The following is a 19,231-nucleotide window of genomic DNA, read 5'->3' as shown; positions in this document are numbered from 1 at the left end:
CTTCGCAAAATGACGTCCGCACAGTCACGTCCGACGACGAACAACTTCGGAATCCCGGTCAGCAGCGACGACGAGTCGTTGACCGCGGGTACGCAGGGGCCGATCCTGCTGCACGACCACTACCTGATCGAGAAGCTCGCGCAGTTCAACCGCGAGCGGGTGCCGGAGCGCATCGTGCACGCCAAGGGCGGCGGCGCGTTCGGCGAACTCGTCATCACCGGTGACGTCAGCAAGTACACCAAGGCGAAGTTCCTGCAGCCCGGCAAGAAGACCGAGTCGCTGGTGCGCTTCTCCACCGTCGCCGGCGAGCAGGGCAGCCCCGACACGTGGCGCGATCCGCGCGGGTTCGCGATGAAGTTCTACACCGAAGAGGGCAACTACGACCTCGTCGGCAACAACACCCCGGTCTTCTTCATCAAGGACCCCATCAAGTTCCCCGACTTCATCCGCTCGCAGAAGCGTCTGCCGGGTTCGGGTCTGCGCGACCACGACATGCAGTGGGACTTCTGGACGCTGCGTCCCGAGACGGCGCACCAGGTGACGTGGCTGATGGGCGACCGCGGTATCCCGAAGTCGTGGCGGCACATGGACGGGTTCGGCTCGCACACCTACCAGTGGGTCAACGCTGCCGGTGAGCGCTTCTGGGTGAAGTACCACTTCAAGACCGACCAGGGCATCGAGTTCCTCACGCAGGCCGAGGCCGACACCCTCGCCGGCTCCGACCCGGATTACCACCGCGCCGATCTGTACAACGCGATCGATCGGGGCGAGTTCCCCAGCTGGACCATGAAGGTTCAGGTCATGCCGGTCGCCGAGGCGGAGGGCTACCGCTTCAACCCGTTCGACCTGACGAAGGTGTGGTCGCAGAAGGACTACCCGCTCATCGAGGTCGGCAAGTGGACACTCAACCGCAATCCGGAGAACTTCTTCGCGCAGATCGAGCAGGCGTCGTTCGAACCGTCGAACGTGGTGCCCGGCATCGGGTTCAGCCCCGACAAGATGCTGCTCGGCCGGGTGTTCTCCTACGCGGACGCCCATCGCTACCGGATCGGCACCAACTACGCCGACCTGCCGGTGAACGCGCCGAAGTGCCCCGTGAACTCCTACTCCAAGGAGGGCGCGATGCGCTACAGCTTCAACTCCGCCGACACTCCGGTGTACGCGCCCAACTCGTACGGCGGGCCGCACGCGGATCCGTCGGCCGCCGGTGACGAGGGCCTGTGGGCGTTCGACGGCCAGGCGGTGCGCGCCGGGTACATTCAGCACCCGGAGGACGGCGACTTCACGCAGGCCGGAACCCTGGTCCGCGAGGTGCTCGACGACGCCGCCCGCGAGCGTCTGGTGAGCAACATCGTCGGCCATGCGCTCGGTGGTGTCAGCGAACCCGTGCTGCAGCGCGTGTTCGAGTACTGGAAGAACGTGGACGCCGAACTCGGCAAGAAGGTCGAGGTAGGCGTGCGCGCCGGCCAGAAGTAGACCGATGAGCCCGATGGGCCCGTTCCGGAATTGGACAATTCCGGAACGGGCCCATCGGCTTTCACGAACCTGTCGGCCTCATCGACTCGTCAGGGGAGCAGGCCCCACCAGTAGATGAAGGTTGCTGCCAGCCACAGAATCAGAGTGTCCATAACCGCCTCCCGAGCATTCGAGGACTGCCTCCATCATGCCCCTCGGCGTCGGCTCTGAACAAACACGGCAATTCCGTACACGAGTACCGCCCCGATGATCCAGGCCTCCAGCACCGCGATCGCTGTGGGGAGGCCGTCGTTGTCGAAGTACGCGGTGCCGCGCAGCGCGCGAACGGTGACGCCGACCGGCAGGATGTTCGTCAGCGGTTCCAACCAACCCGGAAGGAACTGTGCGGGCAGGATGCCGGTGCTGGTCGCGTTTCCGAACACCAGCAGGACGACGGCGGCGACGAAGATCCCGGGCGGCCCGAAGAGTTTGAGCAGCGCCACGGTCGAGGCGCCGACGGCAAACGCGAGCAGACCGACGAGCGTGGCGGTCATGAGGAACGACGCCGGCAGCGCCCCGAAAACGGGCTGGACCAGCCAGGCGACGACGAGGCTCACCAGGATCGAGAAGGCCACTGCGCTGACGGCACGCCAGACGACGGGCAGTCGCGGACCGGCCTGCATGCTGGTGAGGCCGAACAGAAACGCCGAGAGGACGACACCGAAGGCGGCGTAGAACACCGACAGTCCGCGGGAATCGCCCGACGCCAACGGGACGACGTCGGTGACGGTCAGCGGCGTGCCGGTCGCCGCGGCGGCCGCCCCGAACGCACGGGACAGGACCTCGGTGACCGCCGGCCCGTTCGCGCCCGCGACGAGCAGATCCGCGGTGGGCGCACCGGCGGCCACGTACGCGCCGAAGACATCATGCGACTCGACGGCCTGCCGGGCCGTGTCGGCGGACGGGTAGACGCGCACGTCGAAGGCGTCGCCGGCGGCCGCCGACTGGGCCTCGATCGCGGCGACCACCGGCGGCGGCGCAACCACTGCGACGGGCAGATCGTGCGGTTTCGGATCGTGGAACGCGGCCAGGAACACCGCGACGAAGATGGCGCCGATCAGCAACCCGACCAGCATCGGGACCACCGTGCCCCGCACGACCGTGTCGCGCGCCGGCTTCGAGTGCTCGGCTGACCGATCCGGCTCCGAATCGTCTACTGACCGCGTCGACGTCGCTGCCATACATCGAGTGTGCCCACATCACGGTGGCGCGGTGGACGTTCTCGACGTCACGGTTCGAGAAAGCGTGCCAGGAACTCGATCAGCAGCCGCTCGCCGACCGGTGCGGGCAGTGCCTCGACGAGGGCGAGGACGTCGGCCTGGGGGCCGGTGAGCCCGGCCTTCGGATCCAGCCCGGCGAGCCCCAGCACGGCGGCGCTGACCTCGCTGGTGAGATCGGCGGGATCGATCTGCGCGGCGGCCGCGACCAGATCGGCGGGGGCGTCCGCGCCCGGGACCCCGCGGGTACGGTCCGCCGCCTTCTGCAGCGCCGCGATCAGGTCGTCGACGACCCGCTCGGTGACCGGCGTGATCGTCACATGCGTGGTGCGCGGCAGGACCGTTCCGTCCGACTGGGTGTACCGGGGCTGCGGCTGCAGCGCCCACCCGTCGTCACCCGCGGCGTCGGACCACCGGTGCGGATCGACGCGGCGCTCCGGCGACACCGACTCGTCCGTGGCGATCGCCAGCAGGGGGCCGACGGGATCGCCGACGACCCGCAGGCCCACGATTCCCGCGATCGCGCCGCGGATCCGTTCGGTCGCGCGCGCCATCGGTGCGACCAGGGCTGCGAATCCCTCCTCGCCGAGGGCCTGTGTCACCGCCCAGCCGGCCGCGATCGGCATGACGCTGCGCGATCCCAGCAGCGTCGGATTGACCACGGAGTAGCCGGGCCACGACGTGGTGGCGAACCAGTGTGCGCGGTGTCGGTCGCGGTCGCGGTAGAGCAGCAGCGACACGCCCTTGGGGGCGTACCCGTACTTGTGCAGGTCCACCGACAGGCTGCTCACGCCCGGCACCGTCAGATCCCACCGCCGTGTCAGGCCCGGCCACCACGGCAGCACCCAGCCGCCGATGCAGCCGTCCACGTGCAGTGGGACATCCTGGGCTGCACACAGTTCCGCGATCTGCTCGACTGGATCGAGGGCGCCGTGCGCATACGACGGCGTGCTCGCGACGACCAGGGCCACGTCGGGCGACAAGGCCGCGGCGACGTCCGACGGCCGCAGCCGCGCGGTGACGGGATCCACCGGCAGCACCTCGAGCCGCAGATCGAGATGCTGCGCCGCCTTGTGGAAGGCCGCGTGCGCAGTGGCGCCGATCAGCAGTGTCGGGCGGTGCTCGGCCCCCGTTCGCCTCCGCCACGTGTCCCGTGCGGATTTGACGGCGAGCATGCAGCTTTCGGTGCCGCCGCTCGTGACCGAGCCGACGACGTCCGGGTCGCCACCTGCGAGCACGCCGCGCCCCAGTTCGACGAGATCGCGCTCCATCGCCGCGATCGACGGAAACGTGGTGGGGTCCAGCCCGTTCAGCGACTGCGCGCGCAACGCCGCGGCCCCCGCGAGCTCGGCGAGTTCGGCGACGCCCGGGTCGTACACGTACGACAGCAGGCGTCCGCCCGACGTCGGGGCATCCGCCGCGCGAAGGGCATCGAGGCGGGCGAGGACGTCGGCAGGATCGTTGCGGAACTGCATCAGTGGCTTCCGTTCTGGGAGTAGGAGTCCTCGGCGGCGAGGCGGTAGCGCGCGAGCGCGACGATGCTGAGCGCGGTGAGGATCGCAGGAGCCGCGGAGATCGCCAGTGCGATGCCGTTGATCGCGGTCTCGGACTGGTCGGCGTGGTGGGCGTCGGTGGACGAGACGAACCCGGTGATCGCGAGGATCGCGAGGACCAGAGCGGGACCGAGCGCCAGGCCGATGGTCTCGACGGCCGTCCACACGCCGCTGAACGCCCCGGCGCGAACCGTGCCGCCCTCGCGCTTCTCGTGGTCGCTGATGACGTCCGGCAGCATCGACATGCCCAGCATCTGCATGCCCGCGTAGCCGACACCGGCCACCGCGACCACCGCGTACACCCACCACCCGGTGCCCACGAGCAACCCCAGCAGCGCCACGGTGGCTGCGAGGAACAGGCTCGACGCCAGCAGGTAGGCGCGCCGCTTGCCCCACGCCCGCACCGAGCGTGACCACAGCGGCATCACCGCGACCGCCGGACCGACCAGCGCGGCGAACAGGATCGACACCGACCGCTCGTTGCCGAGCACATACGTGGCGGCGTACTGCGCTGCGGCCAGCATGGTGCCCGTCGCGAAGGCCTGCAGCGCGGACGCCGTCAGCAGCATCCGGAAGGGCCTGCTGGATCGGACGACGCGCAACGAGGCCGAGAACGAGGCGTCCTCGCCGAGCGACGGCTCCGTCGGCGCCCGGCGCGGCGCCACACGGGACGCCGCGAACATGCCCAGTCCCAGCAACGCGCCGGCGACGATGCCCATGACGAGGTAGCCCCAGCGGCCGCCGCCACCCAGTTCGCGCAGCTCCGGACCACCCGCGCCGAAGAGGAGGATCGCGATGCCGAGAACCGCGACGCGCCACGCCATCAGACGCGCGCGCTCGTGGTAGTCGTCGGTGAGTTCGGCGGGCATCGCGATGTACGGAACCTGGAACATGCTGAACGCCACCGCGGATGCGATGAACGCGACCGCGACCCACACCGCACCGCCGGCGGCGTCGACCCCGTCGGGCACCGCGAAGGTGAGCGCGAAGAAGACCGGCAGCAGCACGGCGCCGATCGTGAGGAACCGCCGTCGGCTCCCGGTCCGACGGGCCCACGAGTCGCTCCACGACCCGATCGCCGGATTGAGCACCACGTCCAGCGCCTTCGGCGCGAACACCACGAACGTGGCGACGGCCGCCGCGACGCCCAAGGTGTCGGTGAGGTAGTAGGCGAGCACCAGGCCCGGAAGGGTCGAGAAGCCGCCGGTGCCGACCGAACCCAGCGCGTAGCCACGAATGGTGGCGGCGCTGAGCCGACCTGGCGCGGTGGACGAGACATTCGTGGCCGTCATGCGCGTCAATCTAGGCCAGCCGCAGGCAGGCGGGGGGCCGGTCGCGGCCGTCGGAGCGTCGTGTCGGTGGTCGTTGCTAGCGTTCCCGGCAAGGGGTCCGGGGCTGCCGCTTCGGACCCCTTCGCTGTCGGTGATCTGCTGTCCTGCTCGAAAGGTGCTGTCTCCCATGGTTATGGGTGCTACCCATGCAATGTCCGGTGCCGTGGTCGGCCTAGCCGTCGCGGACCTGCTGCCCACCGACTGGGGTGGACCCACGTCCACCGCGGAGACCTTCGCGTTCGCCGGCGTGTGCGCCGGGGCCGCGCTGCTGCCGGATCTGGACACCACCCAGTCCACCGTCGCGCGGTCGTTCGGCCCGATCAGCAGGACCCTCGCCGCGGGCGTCGACGCCCTGTCCCTCGGGGTGTATCAGGTGACCAAGGGGCGGAAGGATCCCAACCGGCGCGGTGGGCACCGCACCCTCACCCACACCGCGTTGTTCGCGGTGGGGCTGGGCGCGGGCATCTCGGCGCTGGTCGGCCAGTTCGGCCGGCCCGCCATCATCGTCACGCTGTTCTTCACGCTCGGCTTGGCGCTGCGCGGTCTGGTCGGGGACTGGGCGCGGGACAAGGGGTGGCTCGTCGTCACCGGCGCCGCGGCCTTCCTGTCGATCCTGACGTGGCAGTGGTTCCCGGATCAGGTGGGGTCGACCGGGCTCGGCGTCGCGGTCGCGCTCGGCTGCGCCACGCACTGTCTCGGCGACATGATCACCAAGGAGGGGGTGCCGTTCCTCGCGCCGTTCGTCCCGTTCGGGGGACGACGATGGTGGGAACTGCGGCTGCCCTCGTTCCTGGCGATCCGCGCGGGCGGCGGCTTCGAGAAGGCCGTGCTGGGTCCGGCGCTGACGATCCTGGCCGTCGGCCTCGCGGTCTGGTCGGTGGACGGGGCGCCGGAGGCGATCACCGATGCGTTGCGGACCTCGGTGCAGGTGACCGAGAAGTAGGGCCGACTCCGAGATTCCCTCGACCAGAATTACGGAACCACTGGCATCGGAACGAAACTTGTTCTAGTTTGGCTCGAGATCGTGCGCGGCGGACTCGACGGTGCCGCCACCCCGACGAGTGGATCGGAGTCGAACCGGTGAGTGTCGACGGCAGCGAGATGGCGACAGGCGGATCGCGTAACGGGATGTCGCGCAGGGGATTCCTCGGCCGAGCGGCCGGGGCGGCGGCGGGCGCCGCCGCCGCGGCGGGCATGGGCTGGTCTCCGGCCTTCGCGCTGCCGGCGGCGGGCTCGGCCGGTTCGGGCGGTGGCCCGGTGTCGAACCTTCCGGTGCCGCCCGCGTTCCCCCGGGACATCCCGCTGTCCCAGCTGGGCTACGTCAACTGGGCCAAGGACATCCGGTTCGACGCCGTGTGGACCGCGACCGCGCGGACACCGGACGACGTGCTCCGGATCGCGAACTGGGCCAAGGACAACGGCTTCCGGGTGCGCGCGAAGGGCACCATGCACGGGTGGAGTCCGCTCACCGTCGTGCCCGGCGAGAACGTCGAGAAGATCCTGCTCGTCGACACGATGACCCACCTGAACTGGGTGAACGTCGACCCCGTCGGGTCACCGGCCACCGTCACCGCAGGCGGCGGCGCCAGCCTCGAGGCCATCCTCACCGCGCTGCAGCAGCACGGCCTCGGATGGGCCAACTCGCCGGCCATCGGCGACCTCTCGATCGCCGGGATCCTCGCCATCGGCGCCCACGGCGCCACGTACCCGGCCGCGGGGGAGACGGTGATGCCCGGCCAGTCGTTCGGCTCGCTGTCGAACCTCGTCACCGCGATGACCGCGGTGGTGTGGGACGACGCCACCGACCGCTTCGTGCTGCGCGACTTCACCCGCGCCGATCCCGAGATCACCGCGCTGCTGACACATCTGGGCCGCAGCTTCGTCACGGCGGTGACGCTGCAGGCCGGCGTCAACGCCCGCCTGCGCTGCCAGAGCATCATGGACATCCCGTGGCAGGAGATGTTCGCGCAGCCGGGAGCGCCGGGCCGGACGTACGAGACCTTCGTGGAGACGTCGGGCCGTGTCGAGGCGATCTGGTTCCCGTTCACCGACAAGCCGTGGCTGAAGATCTGGACGCCGACGCCGGTCAGGCCGCCGGAGTCCCGGGAGGTGTTCGGTCCATACAACTATTTCTTCACCGACAACCTGCCCGAGCCGCTCACCGATCTGCTGGGGCAGGTGGCGTCGGGCATCCAGGCCGCCACCCCCGCCTTCGGGATCGGGCAGTTGGCGGCCGTACAGGCGGGCCTCGCGCTCACCGACACCGAGGACCTGTGGGGCTGGTCCAAGGATGTCCTGTTCTACCTGCGGCACACCACGATGCGTGTCACCGCGGGCGGCGGTGTCGTCGTGACGAAGCGGTCGAACATCCAGCGGGTCATCAACGAGTTCACCACGTGGCACAACGCGCGGATGACGGACCTGGCGGCGCAGGGCAGGTACCCGATCAACGGCCCGTTCGAGGTTCGCATGTGCAAGGTCGACGACCAGGCCGAGGTGCTGGTCGAATCGGCCGGGCCGCCGAACCTCTCGGCCGTGCGTCCGCGCCCCGACCACCCCGAGTGGGACACCTGCATCTGGATGAACGTCGTCACGCTGCCGGGCACGCCGGGCGCGGCGGACTACTTCCGCGACATGGAACGCTGGATGGCGCAGAACTATTCGGGCGACTACGCCACGTTCCGCTCCGAGTGGGCCAAGGGCTGGGGCTTCGACGGTCAGGGTGGCTACCGAGACCCCGAGTGGCTGACGCAGACCCTGCCCGCCGCCTACACGACAGGAATCCCGGCATCGGGGAACTGGGAGGCGGCGCGGAAGTCCCTCAACGCGCACGACCCGCATCGCGTCTTCGCCAACAGCTTCCACGACCGGCTACTGCCGTAGAGGGCGCCGTCGGGTAGTTTCGGGCGGGGTCGATTTCGCTTGGAGCTGTTGTGGTTTCTGGCGTGATCCATCCGTATGTGGCCCTCGTAACCGGGCTTTTCGATGGTCTCGGCGTCTTCAGGTCTGTCTGCGGTTCAGTTGGCTGGGGAAGTCGCTGCTGCGGCGAGGATGTGGGCGAGGTCGCCGGGGCGGCTCCACATGGGCCAATGCCCGGTCGGGAGGTCGATGAGGTCGACACGGTCGAGGTTCGACACCTCGGCGAACATGGGATGACCCGCGTTGGCCAGCTCCGTTATCTGCGCGCTCGGGATCGAGCAGCACACCAGAGTGGTCGGGACCGCCAGACGCGCATCGTTGGTGAGCTCCACTTGCTGGCGTAGCACAGGACCGGGTTCTGGAACGGCCCTGGCTCGAAAGCGTTCGAGAGCCTCGGCGCTCAGGCCCTCGAGGCTGGCCTGCTCCCCGAGCGCGTCGAAGGGCGGCAGGGGTAACTCGTCCAGATCCTCGGGCGCATCCGGGGCGAAGACACTGCCGGACGCGACGGGCCCACTGTCGACCCACACCACTCGGCTGACAAGTTCAGGATGCTGATCGAGCACAAGGCTTACCGGCGCGTTGGCTCCGCTGTGCGCCACGATGACCACCGGCTGGGCCTCTGAAGCCTCAGCCTGGGTCATGGTCTGCTCGATCGCCGCGGCCTGGTCGTCGAGCGTCCTGGACGCCCGCTCGGGGTCCCGCTCATCGAGGCCGGGAAGAGTCATCGGGATGGTTCGCCAGCCGTCAGCGGTCAGGTGTTCAAGCACCTCGTCCCATGCCCAAGCCCCCAGCCAATGGCCGGCGATCAGAATGATGGTCGGGTTGCTCGCGTTTGTCGTCACACCACGATGCTCTCAAGCCTCCAGGACAACGGTATGTCACCATTTTGGCATGATTTTTTGCCGGGGCGGGAAATGAGCCGGGGTGGGAAATGAAGAGGGCGGAGCGGCTCCACGCCCTGTCCGAGATGCTGCGACGCAGCGGACCGCGTGGATGCACTGCCGAGCGACTGGCAAAAGAGTTCGGCGTGTCCGTGCGCACGGTCAAGAGAGACCTCACCGCACTCGAGAACAGTGGCGCGCTGATCTGGTCGCGCCCGGGCCCCGGCGGTGGCTACGGGCTGGTCGCCCGAGGCACCCTGCCACCGGTCAGCCTGACCCCTTTGCAGGCAGTGGCGCTGCTCGCGGCAGTCTCTGCTGCACCCGATGCCCCCTACGCCGATCTCGCACTGGCGGGCGTTCGGAAGATCATGGACGTACTCGATCCACGGACCCGGACGAAGGCCGATGAGCTGGCCGGTCGTGTCTGGGTCAACGCGCCTCCTACACCGCGCACGATCAAGTCAGCGCTGGAGGAAGCGATGGCGGAGCAACGGGTGGTGCGTCTCCGCTACACCTCGCGTGACGGCAACACGACCACCCGCGACGTCGAGCCGGTGATGTTCGCCTCCACGAACGGTCATTGGTACCTGATCGGGTGGTGCAGGCTACGCAGCGACATGCGATGGTTCCTCGTCTCCCGTATCGAGCACGCCAGTGCAACCAAGATTGCCTGCAGCGGCCATGGCATTGACGAGATCGGCATCCCCCCAGCGACAGCAAGACCCGTGAATGGCCAAGGTGAGTGAGGCACTCGATCAACGTCTCCGGTCAGTACAACTGGACGTCGCCGACATCGAGTGGATGCGCACCCCACCCGACCGCTACCGAACGCGCGCATTGCGCAGGGTCGTCGCCGGCGCGGATCAATAGAGCGGTCAACATGGTCGCGCCGTAGTCGAGAACCTCCCTCGCGAGAGGTCCGGTCGCAACCAGCGAGGTCAGCCCGTGGCCGATGATCCAACACTGAGTGGCGAGGTCGGACGCAACGACCGCGCCGGGCAGTCGCCCGGCGAGCTTTGCTCGTTCCACAGCGCGAACGAGGTAGCTGAGGGTCTCATCTGCGGCCAGGGGATCTGCGAGTTCGACGGTGTCGTCGAACATGACGCGATAGAGGTCAGGATTCGCCAACGCATTGGATACGTATGCGGAACCCAGCGCAACCAGGTCCCGAACGGGATCGTCGGAGGCTGGGGTCTTTTCGAGAATCGCCGCCAGTCGTGTGAATCCTTCCTGCCGCACCGCCATCCACAGGCCGTCCATGCCTCCGAAGTAGGTGTAGACGGCCATTGTGGATACGCCGGTCCCGGCAACGAGTGAACGAATCGTGATCGGCTCCCTGGCGCGGAGCATCCGGGCCGCTCGCTCCACCAACAGTTCCCGAACCGCAGGATCCTTCGCTCTGACCACGCCAGAACGATACATAACGCTGCTATGTTTTATCGTGACCGCTCCGCCCTGACCAGACAGAGATGAGAGTTGAGATGCCAGTCACCCTGATCAACCCTGAAGGACTGCCGAAGCCCGACGTCTACCGGCAACTGTCGATCGCGACGGGTTCGCGGATCGTTTTCCTCGCAGGACAGGTCGCTCGTGATGCAGACGGAAGACCGGTCGGCGAGGGCGACTTCGCCGCACAGGTCGAGCAGGCGTACCTCAACATCGGAACAGCTCTCACCGAGATCGGCGGGTCATTCGACGACGTAGCGAAGCTGACCGTCTACGTTGTCGACTGGACCCCGGACAAGATGGCACTCCTGGGGGAGGGTGTGACCCGAGCGGCGGAGAAGATGGGGATCGATCCGGTCAAGCCGATCACTCTGCTGGGAGTCGCGTCCCTGGGAGAACCGGATCTCATGGTCGAGGTCGAAGCGACCGCAGTACTTCCCTAGCGTGCCGGATCGGCATTCGCCGCGGGCTGAGCGGAAAGAAGGTGGACCGGCGGCTCGGTCGCCTCACGGCGAAAGGCGCAACGCAGCTCCAGCCGAACGGAACTCTGCGAAGGCGGTGAAATTGAGCCCGGGGGACACGGAACCGCCGATCCGAACCATTCAACCACGACCCCGCCGAGGTTATTCCAGGGTCATCCCAAGAGGTCCCGGGCCCGTTCCAGCTCCATGTCGAGCAGGTCGTCGACATCGAGATCCGAGGCTTCCCGCACCGCGGACTCGAGGAGCGCCGTCGCCTCGTCGGCCCGTCCCAGCTGGTGCAGAAGGTCGCCGTAGACGACGAGCGCGCGGACCCGCAACACGCCGGGCTGCGAGCGATCGAGTAGCTCACGCAGCGTGACCTCCGCTTTCTCGACCCGGCCGTAGTCGAGCTGGAGCAGTGCCTTCTGCAGGGTCAGCGACTCGTCCATGCGGCCACGATAACGGCGAGGCCCGGCACCGAATCGGTGCCGGGCCTCGCCGCGGGTCGAACGTCTACTGCTTGCCGCCGAGCAGGTTGTCCAGGTCGTCGAGCACGATCATCGCGCCTGTCGGACCCAGCGCGAGGAACCATGTCTCGTCGGACACCTGCACGGCCTTGCCGTTCTTCACTGCGTTCATGCTCGACCACAGCGGGCCGCCCAGCACCTCGCCCTCGGCGGTGGTGTCGGGCTTGCCGTAAGTCGAGTAGAAGATCCAGTCACCGTCGGCCTGCGTGATGGTCTCGGGGCTGACCTCGACGGCCAGCTCCTCGATGTTCTGGATGTCGGGGCGGCGCAGTCCGACGTCCTGCAGGATCACGCCGATGAACGACAGGTTGCCGTACAGGCGGGTCTTGCCGCTCATGAAGCGCACCAGCGAGATCGACGGATCGCCCTGGATGCTGTCGCGGACCTCGTTCGCCCGGGTCTGGTAGTCGTTGAGCACGGACTCGGCCTTCGTCTCCTCACCGAGGGTGTCGGCGACCAGGAGGAAGTTCTCCTTCCACGGGAAGCCCGGGCGGATGCCGAACACCGTGGGCGCGATCTGCGACAGCTGCGGGTACAGCTTGTCGGAACGCAGCTTGCTACCGAGGATCAGATCCGGCTGCAGCGCGGTGATCGCCTCGAGATTGAGGTTGTTGGAGGTGCCGACATCCGGCACACCCTTCAGCTTGTCCGCGAGGTACGACGGCTGTCCGGACACACCCTCCGGATTCGCGATACCGACCGGAGTGATGCCGAGCGACAGGACGTCGTCGAGCTCGCCGCCGTCGAGCACGACGACGCGCTCCGGCTTCTTCTCGATCACGGTCTCGCCGAGCGCATGCTTTACGGTCCGCGGGAACGCGCCGGGCTGCGCGTCGCTGCCCAGTTCGGCGGTCGCGGCGTCGGCGGTGGCGAACAGGTGACCGCCCGTCGCGACGTCGGTGTTGCCGGCCGGAGCGTCGGTCGCACTGTCGGAGGAGCCGCATGCGGTGGCGGCGAACACGGTCGCGAGGGCGACCATCGCGACGCGGACGGAGGTCCGCTTGCGCAGGGACGATCGATTGAACATTAGGTCAGGCTAGCCTGTGGTCCAGGGGGGCTTTCCGGTGGGACGGCGGGAGCGGTCCTGTAAACGGAAAAGACCCGGTCCGAATAATCGGACCGGGTCTTTCTGTTCTTCACTGTCGGGGTGGCGGGATTTGAACCCACGACCTCTTCGTCCCGAACGACCTCACCTGGGCAGACGACAGGATATGGAGGCGTGAGCTGCATGAGTGAAAACGCCGTAACCAGCGAACTGGATGGTCAGCTTCGTGAGTGAGATGTGCCGAGTAATGGCAGTGCTGCGGACCCACTGCGGACCCACTCGCTTACCTGCGATCGAAAGCGACTCACGAGGATGCGGGCGGCTGGGTGTACCCGGCCATCAGGTGGGTTGCAGTCGGCTGATCGGCGGTAGTCCTTCGAGTGCGCTGTGGCGTCGTCGAGTGTTGTAGTACTCGAGCCAGGGTGCAAGCGCGTCGGCGCGTTCGGTGTTGCTGGTGAAGACCTGCCGGTAGGCCCACTCGGATTGCAGGGTCCGATTGAGGCGTTCGACCTTCCCGTTCTGCCACGGGCAGTGCGGTGTGATGAACTTCTGTCGGATGCCGTGCTCAGCGCAGACCTCCCGTAGCGACCACCGGTAGGCCCAGGCGTTGTCGGTCATCATCCGCTCGATGCGGGTGATGCCGTGGCGGGCGAAGTAGTCGATCGCACGGACCAGGAAACCCGCACGGGTGGAACCCTTTTCGTTCGGGAGGATCTCCGAGTAGGCGAGCCGGGAGTGATCGTCGATGAGGGAGTGGACGTAGTCGAACCCCACCTTCGTCGAGTAGTCCCGGATCCGGTGCTCTCGGCCATGGGCACGCCATCCGCCACCGTCGGGAATCCGGCCGAGCTTTTTGACATCCATGTGCACCAACAATTCGTCTGCGGCCAGGTCGCTGTTGTCAGATGCTCCGTAGGATCGACCTGGTGGCGTAGTATGCGTCCTCATCGTCTTCAGGTCCAGGGTGGTGGCGACGCGCAGCGGGGGCGGTCGTGCGTGTTCTGGCGATGACCTGTGCGACTCTAGGGTCGGCGGCCAGCTCGTCACGAAGGGCTTGGGCCGCTTCTTCCGCTTCGGCGCATGCTGCGCGGTGGGTGGCGGTGACGATCGCCGCGAGCGCCGTGGCGCCGCCCGCGAGGGCGGTGTCGGTGATGGTCAGTGCGGTGATGCGGCCGGCAGCATCAACTTCGGCGGTGACGTGCCCGCCCGCGGATTGGGCCCGGCCGCGCACGAGTGTCACTGACTCGTGGACTCGGCGTGCTTTCGCGGCGAGGTCGTCGAGCGGTGCGCTGCTGGTCATAGTGTCGCTCCCGGAGTAATCGGTCGGGTGTGCTGGGTGGGCGCCAATCGGGGGAGGGCGACGCGTTACGGCGTCTGTTCGGTCCGCTGGGCAGGGAGTCGGCACCCGGTCCGGGCGCTGACGAGTGCGGCGACCTGTGTGCCGAGGTGGATTTGGCTGCCGTCGTCGCTGGTGAGTACCACGTCGTGATCGCCCGGCTTGTCGACGCGGACGTTCAGCTGGGTGATCCCGAGGGGCGCGGCGATGTCACGGGCCGCCTGGAGCACGCGGGGCCAGTCGGCGTCGGGAATCGGGGTGGCGGAGACGTAGTTCGGTAAGTCGATCTCGAGTCCGTCGGTTTTGCCGAAGGCGCCGCCGCAGCTGGACTGGGTCCGCTGGCGACGCCATTCCCACTGCAGTTCTGGTGCGATGGTTGTTGCGGCGTTGGCGATCTGCACCACCGCGTCGGTGATCTGCTTTTCGGTGTCCTCGAGTGAGGGTCGGGTGGGCAGGAGGGCTGCGGCGGCGGCGATTTCCTCGTCGGTGTGGTTGTAAGGGTTGCCCATGGTGTCGAGGTCTCCGCATCCGGTGGTCAGGATTGTCACGGTTGTTGCGATCGCCGCCAGCAGCGGCAGGGTGTGTCGGTTCACAAGCGCACCGCCTGTTCGGGTAGTCCGGCCACGATCACGGCCATGTTGTATCCCGACATTCGAAGCTCCCCGTTGTCGCCTTGCTGTGAGTATTGACTGTGCTTGTGGACGCCGTCTCGTGTGACGCCGTCGGGGCTGGTGCCTGCGTTGGTGGAGAGCTGTTCGAAGTCGGAGGTGCTGGGGTCGGGTCCGAACCGGTGCGTCTTGCCGATTTCGGTGACGACGCGGTCCTCGTCGGCCTCCATCACGTAGCCGTGTCCTTCGGCGAGGCCCAGGTCGGATTCGTCGTCGGCGTTGATGCCGGGCGATCCATAGAACACGGCGTCGTCGATGGGTTGGCCGGGACCGGGGTCCTGGAGTGCCAGACCGGTGGTCAGGGACCCGTAGGAGTGCCCGAGCGCGGTGATGTGCGGGTCCGGCTGCGTGGACGCGACGTCGAGGCCGTCGTAGAACCCGGCGAGCTTCGCGGCGCCCGCGTTCGCGCGGTCCGTCTGGGCGACGTCCAGTCCGCCGCGTGCGTGGTCCGCGACCACGTTCGACGGCCCGTCGAGCTGCGGTGGTTCGTATCCCAACCACGCGATGCTCGCCACTGTCTCGTCAGCACGGCCGGCGCGATCGAGCTGTTCCTCCGCCTCGGACTGCAGGTATGTCGCTTCATTGACCATGCCGTTGAAGGAGTCGTCGATGTTGGTGTTCAGCCCGGGGGTGGTGACGGAGATGTGGTCGGCGGTGTCGGGGTCTCCGACGGCGAAGGCAGCCATGCCACGTTCGCCGGACTGCAGATCGAGCAGCATCAGACGGCCGTCTGGGTTGTCGGCCACGATGCCCTCGATTTCGTCGAGGTCACGCAGTTTCTGCTCGGTGTACCAGAGTGCCGCGTCGTCGTTGGTGAACGTGCCGCCGAAGAGGTTGTCGTCGAGGTTCGCCTGCAGGCGGTCGCGATCGGCTTCGAGACGGGCGCGTTCGTCGTCGAACCGGTTGACGTTCGCCTCGTGTCGTACGGCGGAGGGGATGCCGTCGCGGTTGCCGACCCAGTCCGGGTGCTCGTCGATGATCCGACGTCGCTGTTCCTCGGTGAGCGAGTCCCAGTACTTCTTGTTGTCGGCGGCGGTGGCGCCGGGTGCCGGCTCGGGGAGCGCGCCGGTTCCGAGGTTGCCCGCTCGGGCCTCGCCGGCGTCGCCGAGCTGGGCGGTCGCGGCGTCCAGGGCGGCACCGGCGCGGGCGTCGAGTTCGCCGACTGTCGCGAGGGCGGGGATCAGCCGGGCCTCGAGCACGGTCGCTTGTTCGCCCAGTTGTGCCTGAATCAGCATGTCGGCGACCGGGTTGCCGCTGACGAACGGTGGGGCGCTGACCCGTCCGTCGTCGGCGACCGCGAATCCGGAGGCGATCGCCTCGTCGGCGATCGAGAGGGCGGTGAGTCGGGCGGGACCGATCGAGGCCGCGGCATTCGTCAATGCGTCGGCCTGGGCGGTGACCGCTGTCGCGATGCGGCGTCCGGCTTCCTGTTCCGAGGCGGACCGCGACGAGGCGGCCGCGGCGGCGGTGCCGTGCCAACTCGACATGGCGGTGTCGACATGTGATCCGGCCGCCTGCATCGCGTCGCCGAACGTGCGGTTCGCTGCGGCGACGGCGGTGCCGGCGGCGGCGAGGAGGTCCGGTTGCCAGGTGCGGAGCTGAGACAGGGTGACCATCTAGATCTCCCCGGACTTGATATCGAGCTGCTGCCGGAAGGCGCGCTCGGCACCGTCGTAGACGTGGGCGTTCGCCTCCGAGTTCGCGGACATGTCGCGGAGCCGCTCGGCGGTGTCGCGGTGGGACCGGAGCAGCGGGGCCCCGGCGCGGGCCGCGGCCGCACCGACCGACGACCCTGGCATTGCGCCTGCTGCGGCGTCGATCGGACCGGACGGGTCGATACCCGAGATCCGATCGGCTTCGACCGTCAACGATGCAGCGAGCGAACGCAACGCCTCTGTATCGACACCCAGCTGATCTCCCAAAGCACCCCCAGTTCCTTCTGTGCCATGCGCGGTACCGCGCATGGCCGCTCATACGGCGCTCACAGCGGAGCCCTGTTTGGTTTGACGCAGCCCAGCCGTGAACGGTTCCATCACAATTACTGCAGGTTGCGATGCCTGTTCGGTCGTGGTCAGGTGAATACGATCTGGCTCTGGGCGCCGTCTTGTTATTGCAGGATCACGGTCGCTCCGCGCTTGCGTGCTTCTCGACGAACGAGGTCATGCGGATGGAGCGGGCGAGGGCGGCAGTCATGGTCGACGCCTGGTGCTCGGCCATTTCGACGAGTAGTTCGACGTCGGTGTCGGGCAGCTCCACGGTCATCTTGGTGGTCCGGAGAGGCCCCCGGTGAGTTCTCCTGCGACTCCACCGCATTCGCAGGCCTCCTGACGTGGCTCGTCGATGATCGGCCCTGGCTGAACGCGACAAGGCCGCCCCGCCAGGCTATCTGGCGGGGCGGGGTTCTTTGGCTGGAACGGTCAGCGGCCTATCGTTCGGGTGTAGCCGCGGGCATGCATGTCGGCGAGGCGATGCAGCCGAGTCATGGCGCCGGCACGTCCTGGGTGATGATGGTGCCCACCTGGACACCCCCGGCGAACCCGAACGCGTCGGCGCCGAGCTCGTTGAGGATCTCCGTTCTGGTTTCGCGGAGGTAGTCGTTCGCTTTGGTCGAGTAGGCCTGCGCCCAGTCCAACGTCTGCATCTGCGGCGGCGTGCTGGCGGGCCCGGTATGTCGATGACACTGGCCGTGAACACTCCAAGGCATTCGGCAAGAAGGTCGACGCGCAGTCGTGGCTCGATACGGCCACGGCGTCGTTGGTGCAGGGATCCCATGTCGCGCCCTCTGCTGGCAAGGGGACTGTCGGGGAGCTTGGCGCCCGGTGGCTTGCTGCGAACGGGCACGTCAAAGCGACGACCGATGCAACTCGTCGGGTGACGTGGTCGGCCCATGTGACCCCGCACGATCTGCGGCACACGGCCGCGTCGCCGGCGATCAGTGCCGGCGCCAACCCCAAGGCGGTCCAGAAGATGCTCGGACACACGAAGGCGAGCATGACCCTCGACGTGTACCCGGACCTATTCGAGGATGACCTCGAGGCCGTGGCCGAGGCCCTCGATGTCGCGGTGCGTGCAGCCCAGTGAAACTACTGCGGACCCACTGCGGACCGGAAACGAGTAGAGGCCCTATCCGATCTCCCGGATAGGGCCTCTACCTGCTCTAACACTGTCGGGGTGGCGGGATTTGAACCCACGACCTCTTCGTCCCGAACGAAGCGCGCTACCAAGCTGCGCCACACCCCGTGTTGAACCTCGGTTAGCTTACATGACCGATTCCTCAGGGGTTAAATCGGCTGGTCAGCGCCCCAAAACGGCGCTTTCCACGGCGGCCGATCCGCGAGCTTCCGTCACGGTGTCACGCGGTGCGGGGACCAACGTGAGCAGCGTCGCCTCGGGGCGGCAGCAGAACCGGGCCGGCGCGTACGGCGACGTGCCGATGCCCGCCGACACGTGCAACCGGGTGTGCGCACCCCACCGCGACGGGCCCTTCACCCGGGACCGGTCCAGCTGGCAGTTGGTGACCAGCGCGCCGTAGAACGGCAGGCACAGCTGGCCGCCGTGGGTGTGCCCGGCGAGGACCAGGTCGTAGCCGTCGTCGGCGAAGCGGTCCAGCACGCGCGGCTCGGGGGAGTGCGTGATGCCCAGCTTCAGGTGGGCGAGCGGGTTCGGCAGGCCGGCGATGGTGTCGTACCGGTCGCGCTCGAGGTGCGGGTCGTCCACACCGGCCGCGGCGATGCGCACGCCCCCGACCTCGATCTCGCGATGCACGTGGGTGGCGTCCAGCCAGCCGCGCTCGGTGAACGCGGCCCGCAGATCGGCCCACGGCAGCGGATCGCCGAGCACCCGACGGTGCTCCTTCTTGAAGTACTTGAGCGGGTTCTTCGGCTTGGGTGCGAAGTAGTCGTTGCTGCCGAACACGAACAGGCCCGGACGGGCCAGCAGGCCGCCGAGGGACTGCACCACGGCCGGGACCGACTTCTGGTGCGACAGGTTGTCGCCGGTGTTGACCACCAGATCCGGTTCGAGTCGATCGAGCTCCCGCAGCCAGTTCTGCTTGAGCTTCTGGTTCGGCATCATGTGCAGATCGCTGATGTGCAGCACCCGCAGCGTCGCCGAGCCCGGTGCCAGTACCGGCATCGTCGCCTCCCGCAGGGCGAACGCGTTGCGCTCGATCAGCGAGGCGTAGCCGAGGCCCAGCGCGGCGGCACCCGCAGTGGCCAGGGCAGCGCGGTTCAGGGTGCGGCGGGTCGGGGTATTGCGAGACAGATCAGACACCATTTCAGAATACGGGTGCACGCAATGAAGGTGCAGGACACCGCGCTGGGCGCGTACCGT

20 protein-coding genes, 1 tRNA gene and 1 pseudogene are annotated in these 19,231 nt (G+C 67.9%); 6 read left to right on the top strand and 16 right to left on the bottom strand.

Annotated elements, in window-relative coordinates:
• The first annotated feature begins 9 nt into the window (after nt 1–9).
• Nucleotides 10–1,476, top strand: coding sequence for a catalase (locus tag DEU38_RS11315; RefSeq protein WP_114721155.1), 1,467 nt, complete (start codon nt 10–12; stop codon nt 1,474–1,476).
• Between the two features lie 185 nt (nt 1,477–1,661).
• Here DEU38_RS11315 and DEU38_RS11310 read toward each other — a convergent pair whose 3' ends face one another.
• Genes DEU38_RS11310 through DEU38_RS11300 form a run of 3 tightly spaced genes read right to left on the bottom strand, consistent with a single transcriptional unit; the run spans nt 1,662 to nt 5,577 of the window.
• A complete protein-coding gene (locus DEU38_RS11310; RefSeq protein ID WP_114721153.1) occupies nt 1,662–2,696 on the bottom strand; it encodes an ABC transporter permease in 1,035 nt (344 codons plus the stop codon).
• Between the two features lie 47 nt (nt 2,697–2,743).
• A complete protein-coding gene (locus DEU38_RS11305) occupies nt 2,744–4,207 on the bottom strand; it encodes an aminotransferase class V-fold PLP-dependent enzyme (protein WP_114721151.1) in 1,464 nt (487 codons plus the stop codon).
• Entirely contained in the window at nt 4,207–5,577 is a 1,371-nt protein-coding gene (locus DEU38_RS11300; protein WP_114721150.1) for an MFS transporter, read from the bottom strand. The genes DEU38_RS11305 and DEU38_RS11300 overlap by 1 nt, the downstream gene beginning before the upstream one ends.
• Before the next feature lie 166 nt (nt 5,578–5,743).
• Here DEU38_RS11300 and DEU38_RS11295 point away from each other — a divergent pair, with 166 nt between their 5' ends.
• Both DEU38_RS11295 and DEU38_RS11290 read left to right on the top strand, forming a co-directional pair.
• A complete protein-coding gene (locus tag DEU38_RS11295) occupies nt 5,744–6,559 on the top strand; it encodes a metal-dependent hydrolase (protein WP_114721148.1) in 816 nt (271 codons plus the stop codon).
• A gap of 185 nt (nt 6,560–6,744) precedes the next feature.
• Nucleotides 6,745–8,499: a cholesterol oxidase substrate-binding domain-containing protein gene (locus DEU38_RS11290; protein ID WP_114721390.1), complete on the top strand. Its 1,755-nt coding sequence runs from the start codon at nt 6,745–6,747 to the stop codon at nt 8,497–8,499.
• Between the two features lie 134 nt (nt 8,500–8,633).
• Here DEU38_RS11290 and DEU38_RS11285 read toward each other — a convergent pair whose 3' ends face one another.
• Complete coding sequence (locus tag DEU38_RS11285; protein ID WP_114721146.1) at nt 8,634–9,377, bottom strand: alpha/beta fold hydrolase; 744 nt, start codon at nt 9,375–9,377, stop codon at nt 8,634–8,636.
• An 89-nt stretch (nt 9,378–9,466) separates the two neighbouring features.
• Between DEU38_RS11285 and DEU38_RS11280 the strand changes: the two genes are divergently transcribed.
• A complete protein-coding gene (locus tag DEU38_RS11280) occupies nt 9,467–10,162 on the top strand; it encodes a YafY family protein (RefSeq protein WP_114721144.1) in 696 nt (231 codons plus the stop codon).
• Between the two features lie 22 nt (nt 10,163–10,184).
• Here the strand turns inward: DEU38_RS11280 and DEU38_RS11275 are convergent, their stop codons facing one another.
• A complete protein-coding gene (locus tag DEU38_RS11275) occupies nt 10,185–10,823 on the bottom strand; it encodes a TetR/AcrR family transcriptional regulator (protein ID WP_181818741.1) in 639 nt (212 codons plus the stop codon).
• 74 nt (nt 10,824–10,897) lie between these two features.
• Between DEU38_RS11275 and DEU38_RS11270 the strand changes: the two genes are divergently transcribed.
• On the top strand, nt 10,898–11,305 hold the full coding sequence (locus DEU38_RS11270) for a RidA family protein (protein ID WP_114721140.1): 408 nt from the start codon (nt 10,898–10,900) through the stop codon (nt 11,303–11,305).
• A 191-nt stretch (nt 11,306–11,496) separates the two neighbouring features.
• Here the strand turns inward: DEU38_RS11270 and DEU38_RS11265 are convergent, their stop codons facing one another.
• The 9 genes and pseudogenes from DEU38_RS11265 to DEU38_RS28410 all read right to left on the bottom strand — a co-directional run bounded on the left by DEU38_RS11265 (nt 11,497) and on the right by DEU38_RS28410 (nt 17,540).
• Entirely contained in the window at nt 11,497–11,772 is a 276-nt protein-coding gene (locus tag DEU38_RS11265) for a hypothetical protein (protein ID WP_114721138.1), read from the bottom strand.
• 64 nt (nt 11,773–11,836) lie between these two features.
• The gene (locus DEU38_RS11260) at nt 11,837–12,877 is read right to left on the bottom strand and encodes an ABC transporter substrate-binding protein (RefSeq protein ID WP_114721136.1); all 1,041 of its coding nucleotides are present in this window, start codon (nt 12,875–12,877) and stop codon (nt 11,837–11,839) included.
• Nucleotides 12,878–13,234: 357 nt separating this feature from the next.
• A pseudogene (locus DEU38_RS11255) lies at nt 13,235–13,768 on the bottom strand (integrase core domain-containing protein); the annotation flags it as partial.
• A 28-nt stretch (nt 13,769–13,796) separates the two neighbouring features.
• Entirely contained in the window at nt 13,797–14,195 is a 399-nt protein-coding gene (locus tag DEU38_RS11250; RefSeq protein WP_114721134.1) for a YbaB/EbfC family nucleoid-associated protein, read from the bottom strand.
• Nucleotides 14,196–14,260: 65 nt separating this feature from the next.
• Nucleotides 14,261–14,824 (bottom strand): LppA family lipoprotein, encoded by a 564-nt coding sequence (locus tag DEU38_RS11245; RefSeq protein ID WP_258557813.1) that lies wholly within the window; start codon nt 14,822–14,824, stop codon nt 14,261–14,263.
• Nucleotides 14,821–16,515, bottom strand: a complete 1,695-nt coding sequence (locus tag DEU38_RS11240; RefSeq protein WP_258557811.1) for an alpha/beta hydrolase family protein — start codon at nt 16,513–16,515, stop codon at nt 14,821–14,823. The genes DEU38_RS11245 and DEU38_RS11240 overlap by 4 nt, the downstream gene beginning before the upstream one ends.
• Entirely contained in the window at nt 16,516–16,821 is a 306-nt protein-coding gene (locus DEU38_RS11235; protein ID WP_181818740.1) for a type VII secretion target, read from the bottom strand.
• 196 nt (nt 16,822–17,017) lie between these two features.
• Nucleotides 17,018–17,161: a hypothetical protein gene (locus DEU38_RS28415; protein ID WP_174907836.1), complete on the bottom strand. Its 144-nt coding sequence runs from the start codon at nt 17,159–17,161 to the stop codon at nt 17,018–17,020.
• A 217-nt stretch (nt 17,162–17,378) separates the two neighbouring features.
• Complete coding sequence (locus DEU38_RS28410; RefSeq protein ID WP_181818739.1) at nt 17,379–17,540, bottom strand: hypothetical protein; 162 nt, start codon at nt 17,538–17,540, stop codon at nt 17,379–17,381.
• A 248-nt stretch (nt 17,541–17,788) separates the two neighbouring features.
• Here DEU38_RS28410 and DEU38_RS11230 point away from each other — a divergent pair, with 248 nt between their 5' ends.
• Nucleotides 17,789–17,980 (top strand): tyrosine-type recombinase/integrase, encoded by a 192-nt coding sequence (locus DEU38_RS11230; protein WP_258557810.1) that lies wholly within the window; start codon nt 17,789–17,791, stop codon nt 17,978–17,980.
• A gap of 85 nt (nt 17,981–18,065) precedes the next feature.
• Here the strand turns inward: DEU38_RS11230 and DEU38_RS11225 are convergent.
• Both DEU38_RS11225 and DEU38_RS11220 read right to left on the bottom strand, forming a co-directional pair.
• Nucleotides 18,066–18,139: transfer RNA gene (locus DEU38_RS11225), tRNA-Pro, on the bottom strand.
• A 54-nt stretch (nt 18,140–18,193) separates the two neighbouring features.
• Complete coding sequence (locus tag DEU38_RS11220; RefSeq protein ID WP_114721131.1) at nt 18,194–19,174, bottom strand: metallophosphoesterase; 981 nt, start codon at nt 19,172–19,174, stop codon at nt 18,194–18,196.
• Nucleotides 19,175–19,231: the final 57 nt, after the last annotated feature.

Origin of the sequence: Rhodococcus sp. AG1013 (assembly GCF_003350365.1) — a bacterium.
Classification (GTDB): domain Bacteria; phylum Actinomycetota; class Actinomycetes; order Mycobacteriales; family Mycobacteriaceae; genus Prescottella.
This window is presented reverse-complemented; position numbering and strand designations above follow the sequence as displayed.

What these genes read in the sequence shown, in the direction of transcription:
- DEU38_RS11315 (WP_114721155.1), top strand. Translation starts at nt 10, where the DNA reads ATGACGTCCGCACAGTCACGTCCGACGACGAACAACTTCGGAATCCCG.
- DEU38_RS11310 (WP_114721153.1), bottom strand. Translation starts at nt 2,696, where the DNA reads ATGGCAGCGACGTCGACGCGGTCAGTAGACGATTCGGAGCCGGATCGG.
- DEU38_RS11305 (WP_114721151.1), bottom strand. Translation starts at nt 4,207, where the DNA reads ATGCAGTTCCGCAACGATCCTGCCGACGTCCTCGCCCGCCTCGATGCC.
- DEU38_RS11300 (WP_114721150.1), bottom strand. Translation starts at nt 5,577, where the DNA reads ATGACGGCCACGAATGTCTCGTCCACCGCGCCAGGTCGGCTCAGCGCC.
- DEU38_RS11295 (WP_114721148.1), top strand. Translation starts at nt 5,744, where the DNA reads ATGGTTATGGGTGCTACCCATGCAATGTCCGGTGCCGTGGTCGGCCTA.
- DEU38_RS11290 (WP_114721390.1), top strand. Translation starts at nt 6,745, where the DNA reads ATGTCGCGCAGGGGATTCCTCGGCCGAGCGGCCGGGGCGGCGGCGGGC.
- DEU38_RS11280 (WP_114721144.1), top strand. Translation starts at nt 9,467, where the DNA reads ATGAAGAGGGCGGAGCGGCTCCACGCCCTGTCCGAGATGCTGCGACGC.
- DEU38_RS11270 (WP_114721140.1), top strand. Translation starts at nt 10,898, where the DNA reads ATGCCAGTCACCCTGATCAACCCTGAAGGACTGCCGAAGCCCGACGTC.
- DEU38_RS11265 (WP_114721138.1), bottom strand. Translation starts at nt 11,772, where the DNA reads ATGGACGAGTCGCTGACCCTGCAGAAGGCACTGCTCCAGCTCGACTAC.
- DEU38_RS11260 (WP_114721136.1), bottom strand. Translation starts at nt 12,877, where the DNA reads ATGTTCAATCGATCGTCCCTGCGCAAGCGGACCTCCGTCCGCGTCGCG.
- DEU38_RS11250 (WP_114721134.1), bottom strand. Translation starts at nt 14,195, where the DNA reads ATGACCAGCAGCGCACCGCTCGACGACCTCGCCGCGAAAGCACGCCGA.
- DEU38_RS11240 (WP_258557811.1), bottom strand. Translation starts at nt 16,515, where the DNA reads ATGGTCACCCTGTCTCAGCTCCGCACCTGGCAACCGGACCTCCTCGCC.
- DEU38_RS28415 (WP_174907836.1), bottom strand. Translation starts at nt 17,161, where the DNA reads ATGACCGTGGAGCTGCCCGACACCGACGTCGAACTACTCGTCGAAATG.
- DEU38_RS28410 (WP_181818739.1), bottom strand. Translation starts at nt 17,540, where the DNA reads ATGCAGACGTTGGACTGGGCGCAGGCCTACTCGACCAAAGCGAACGAC.
- DEU38_RS11220 (WP_114721131.1), bottom strand. Translation starts at nt 19,174, where the DNA reads ATGGTGTCTGATCTGTCTCGCAATACCCCGACCCGCCGCACCCTGAAC.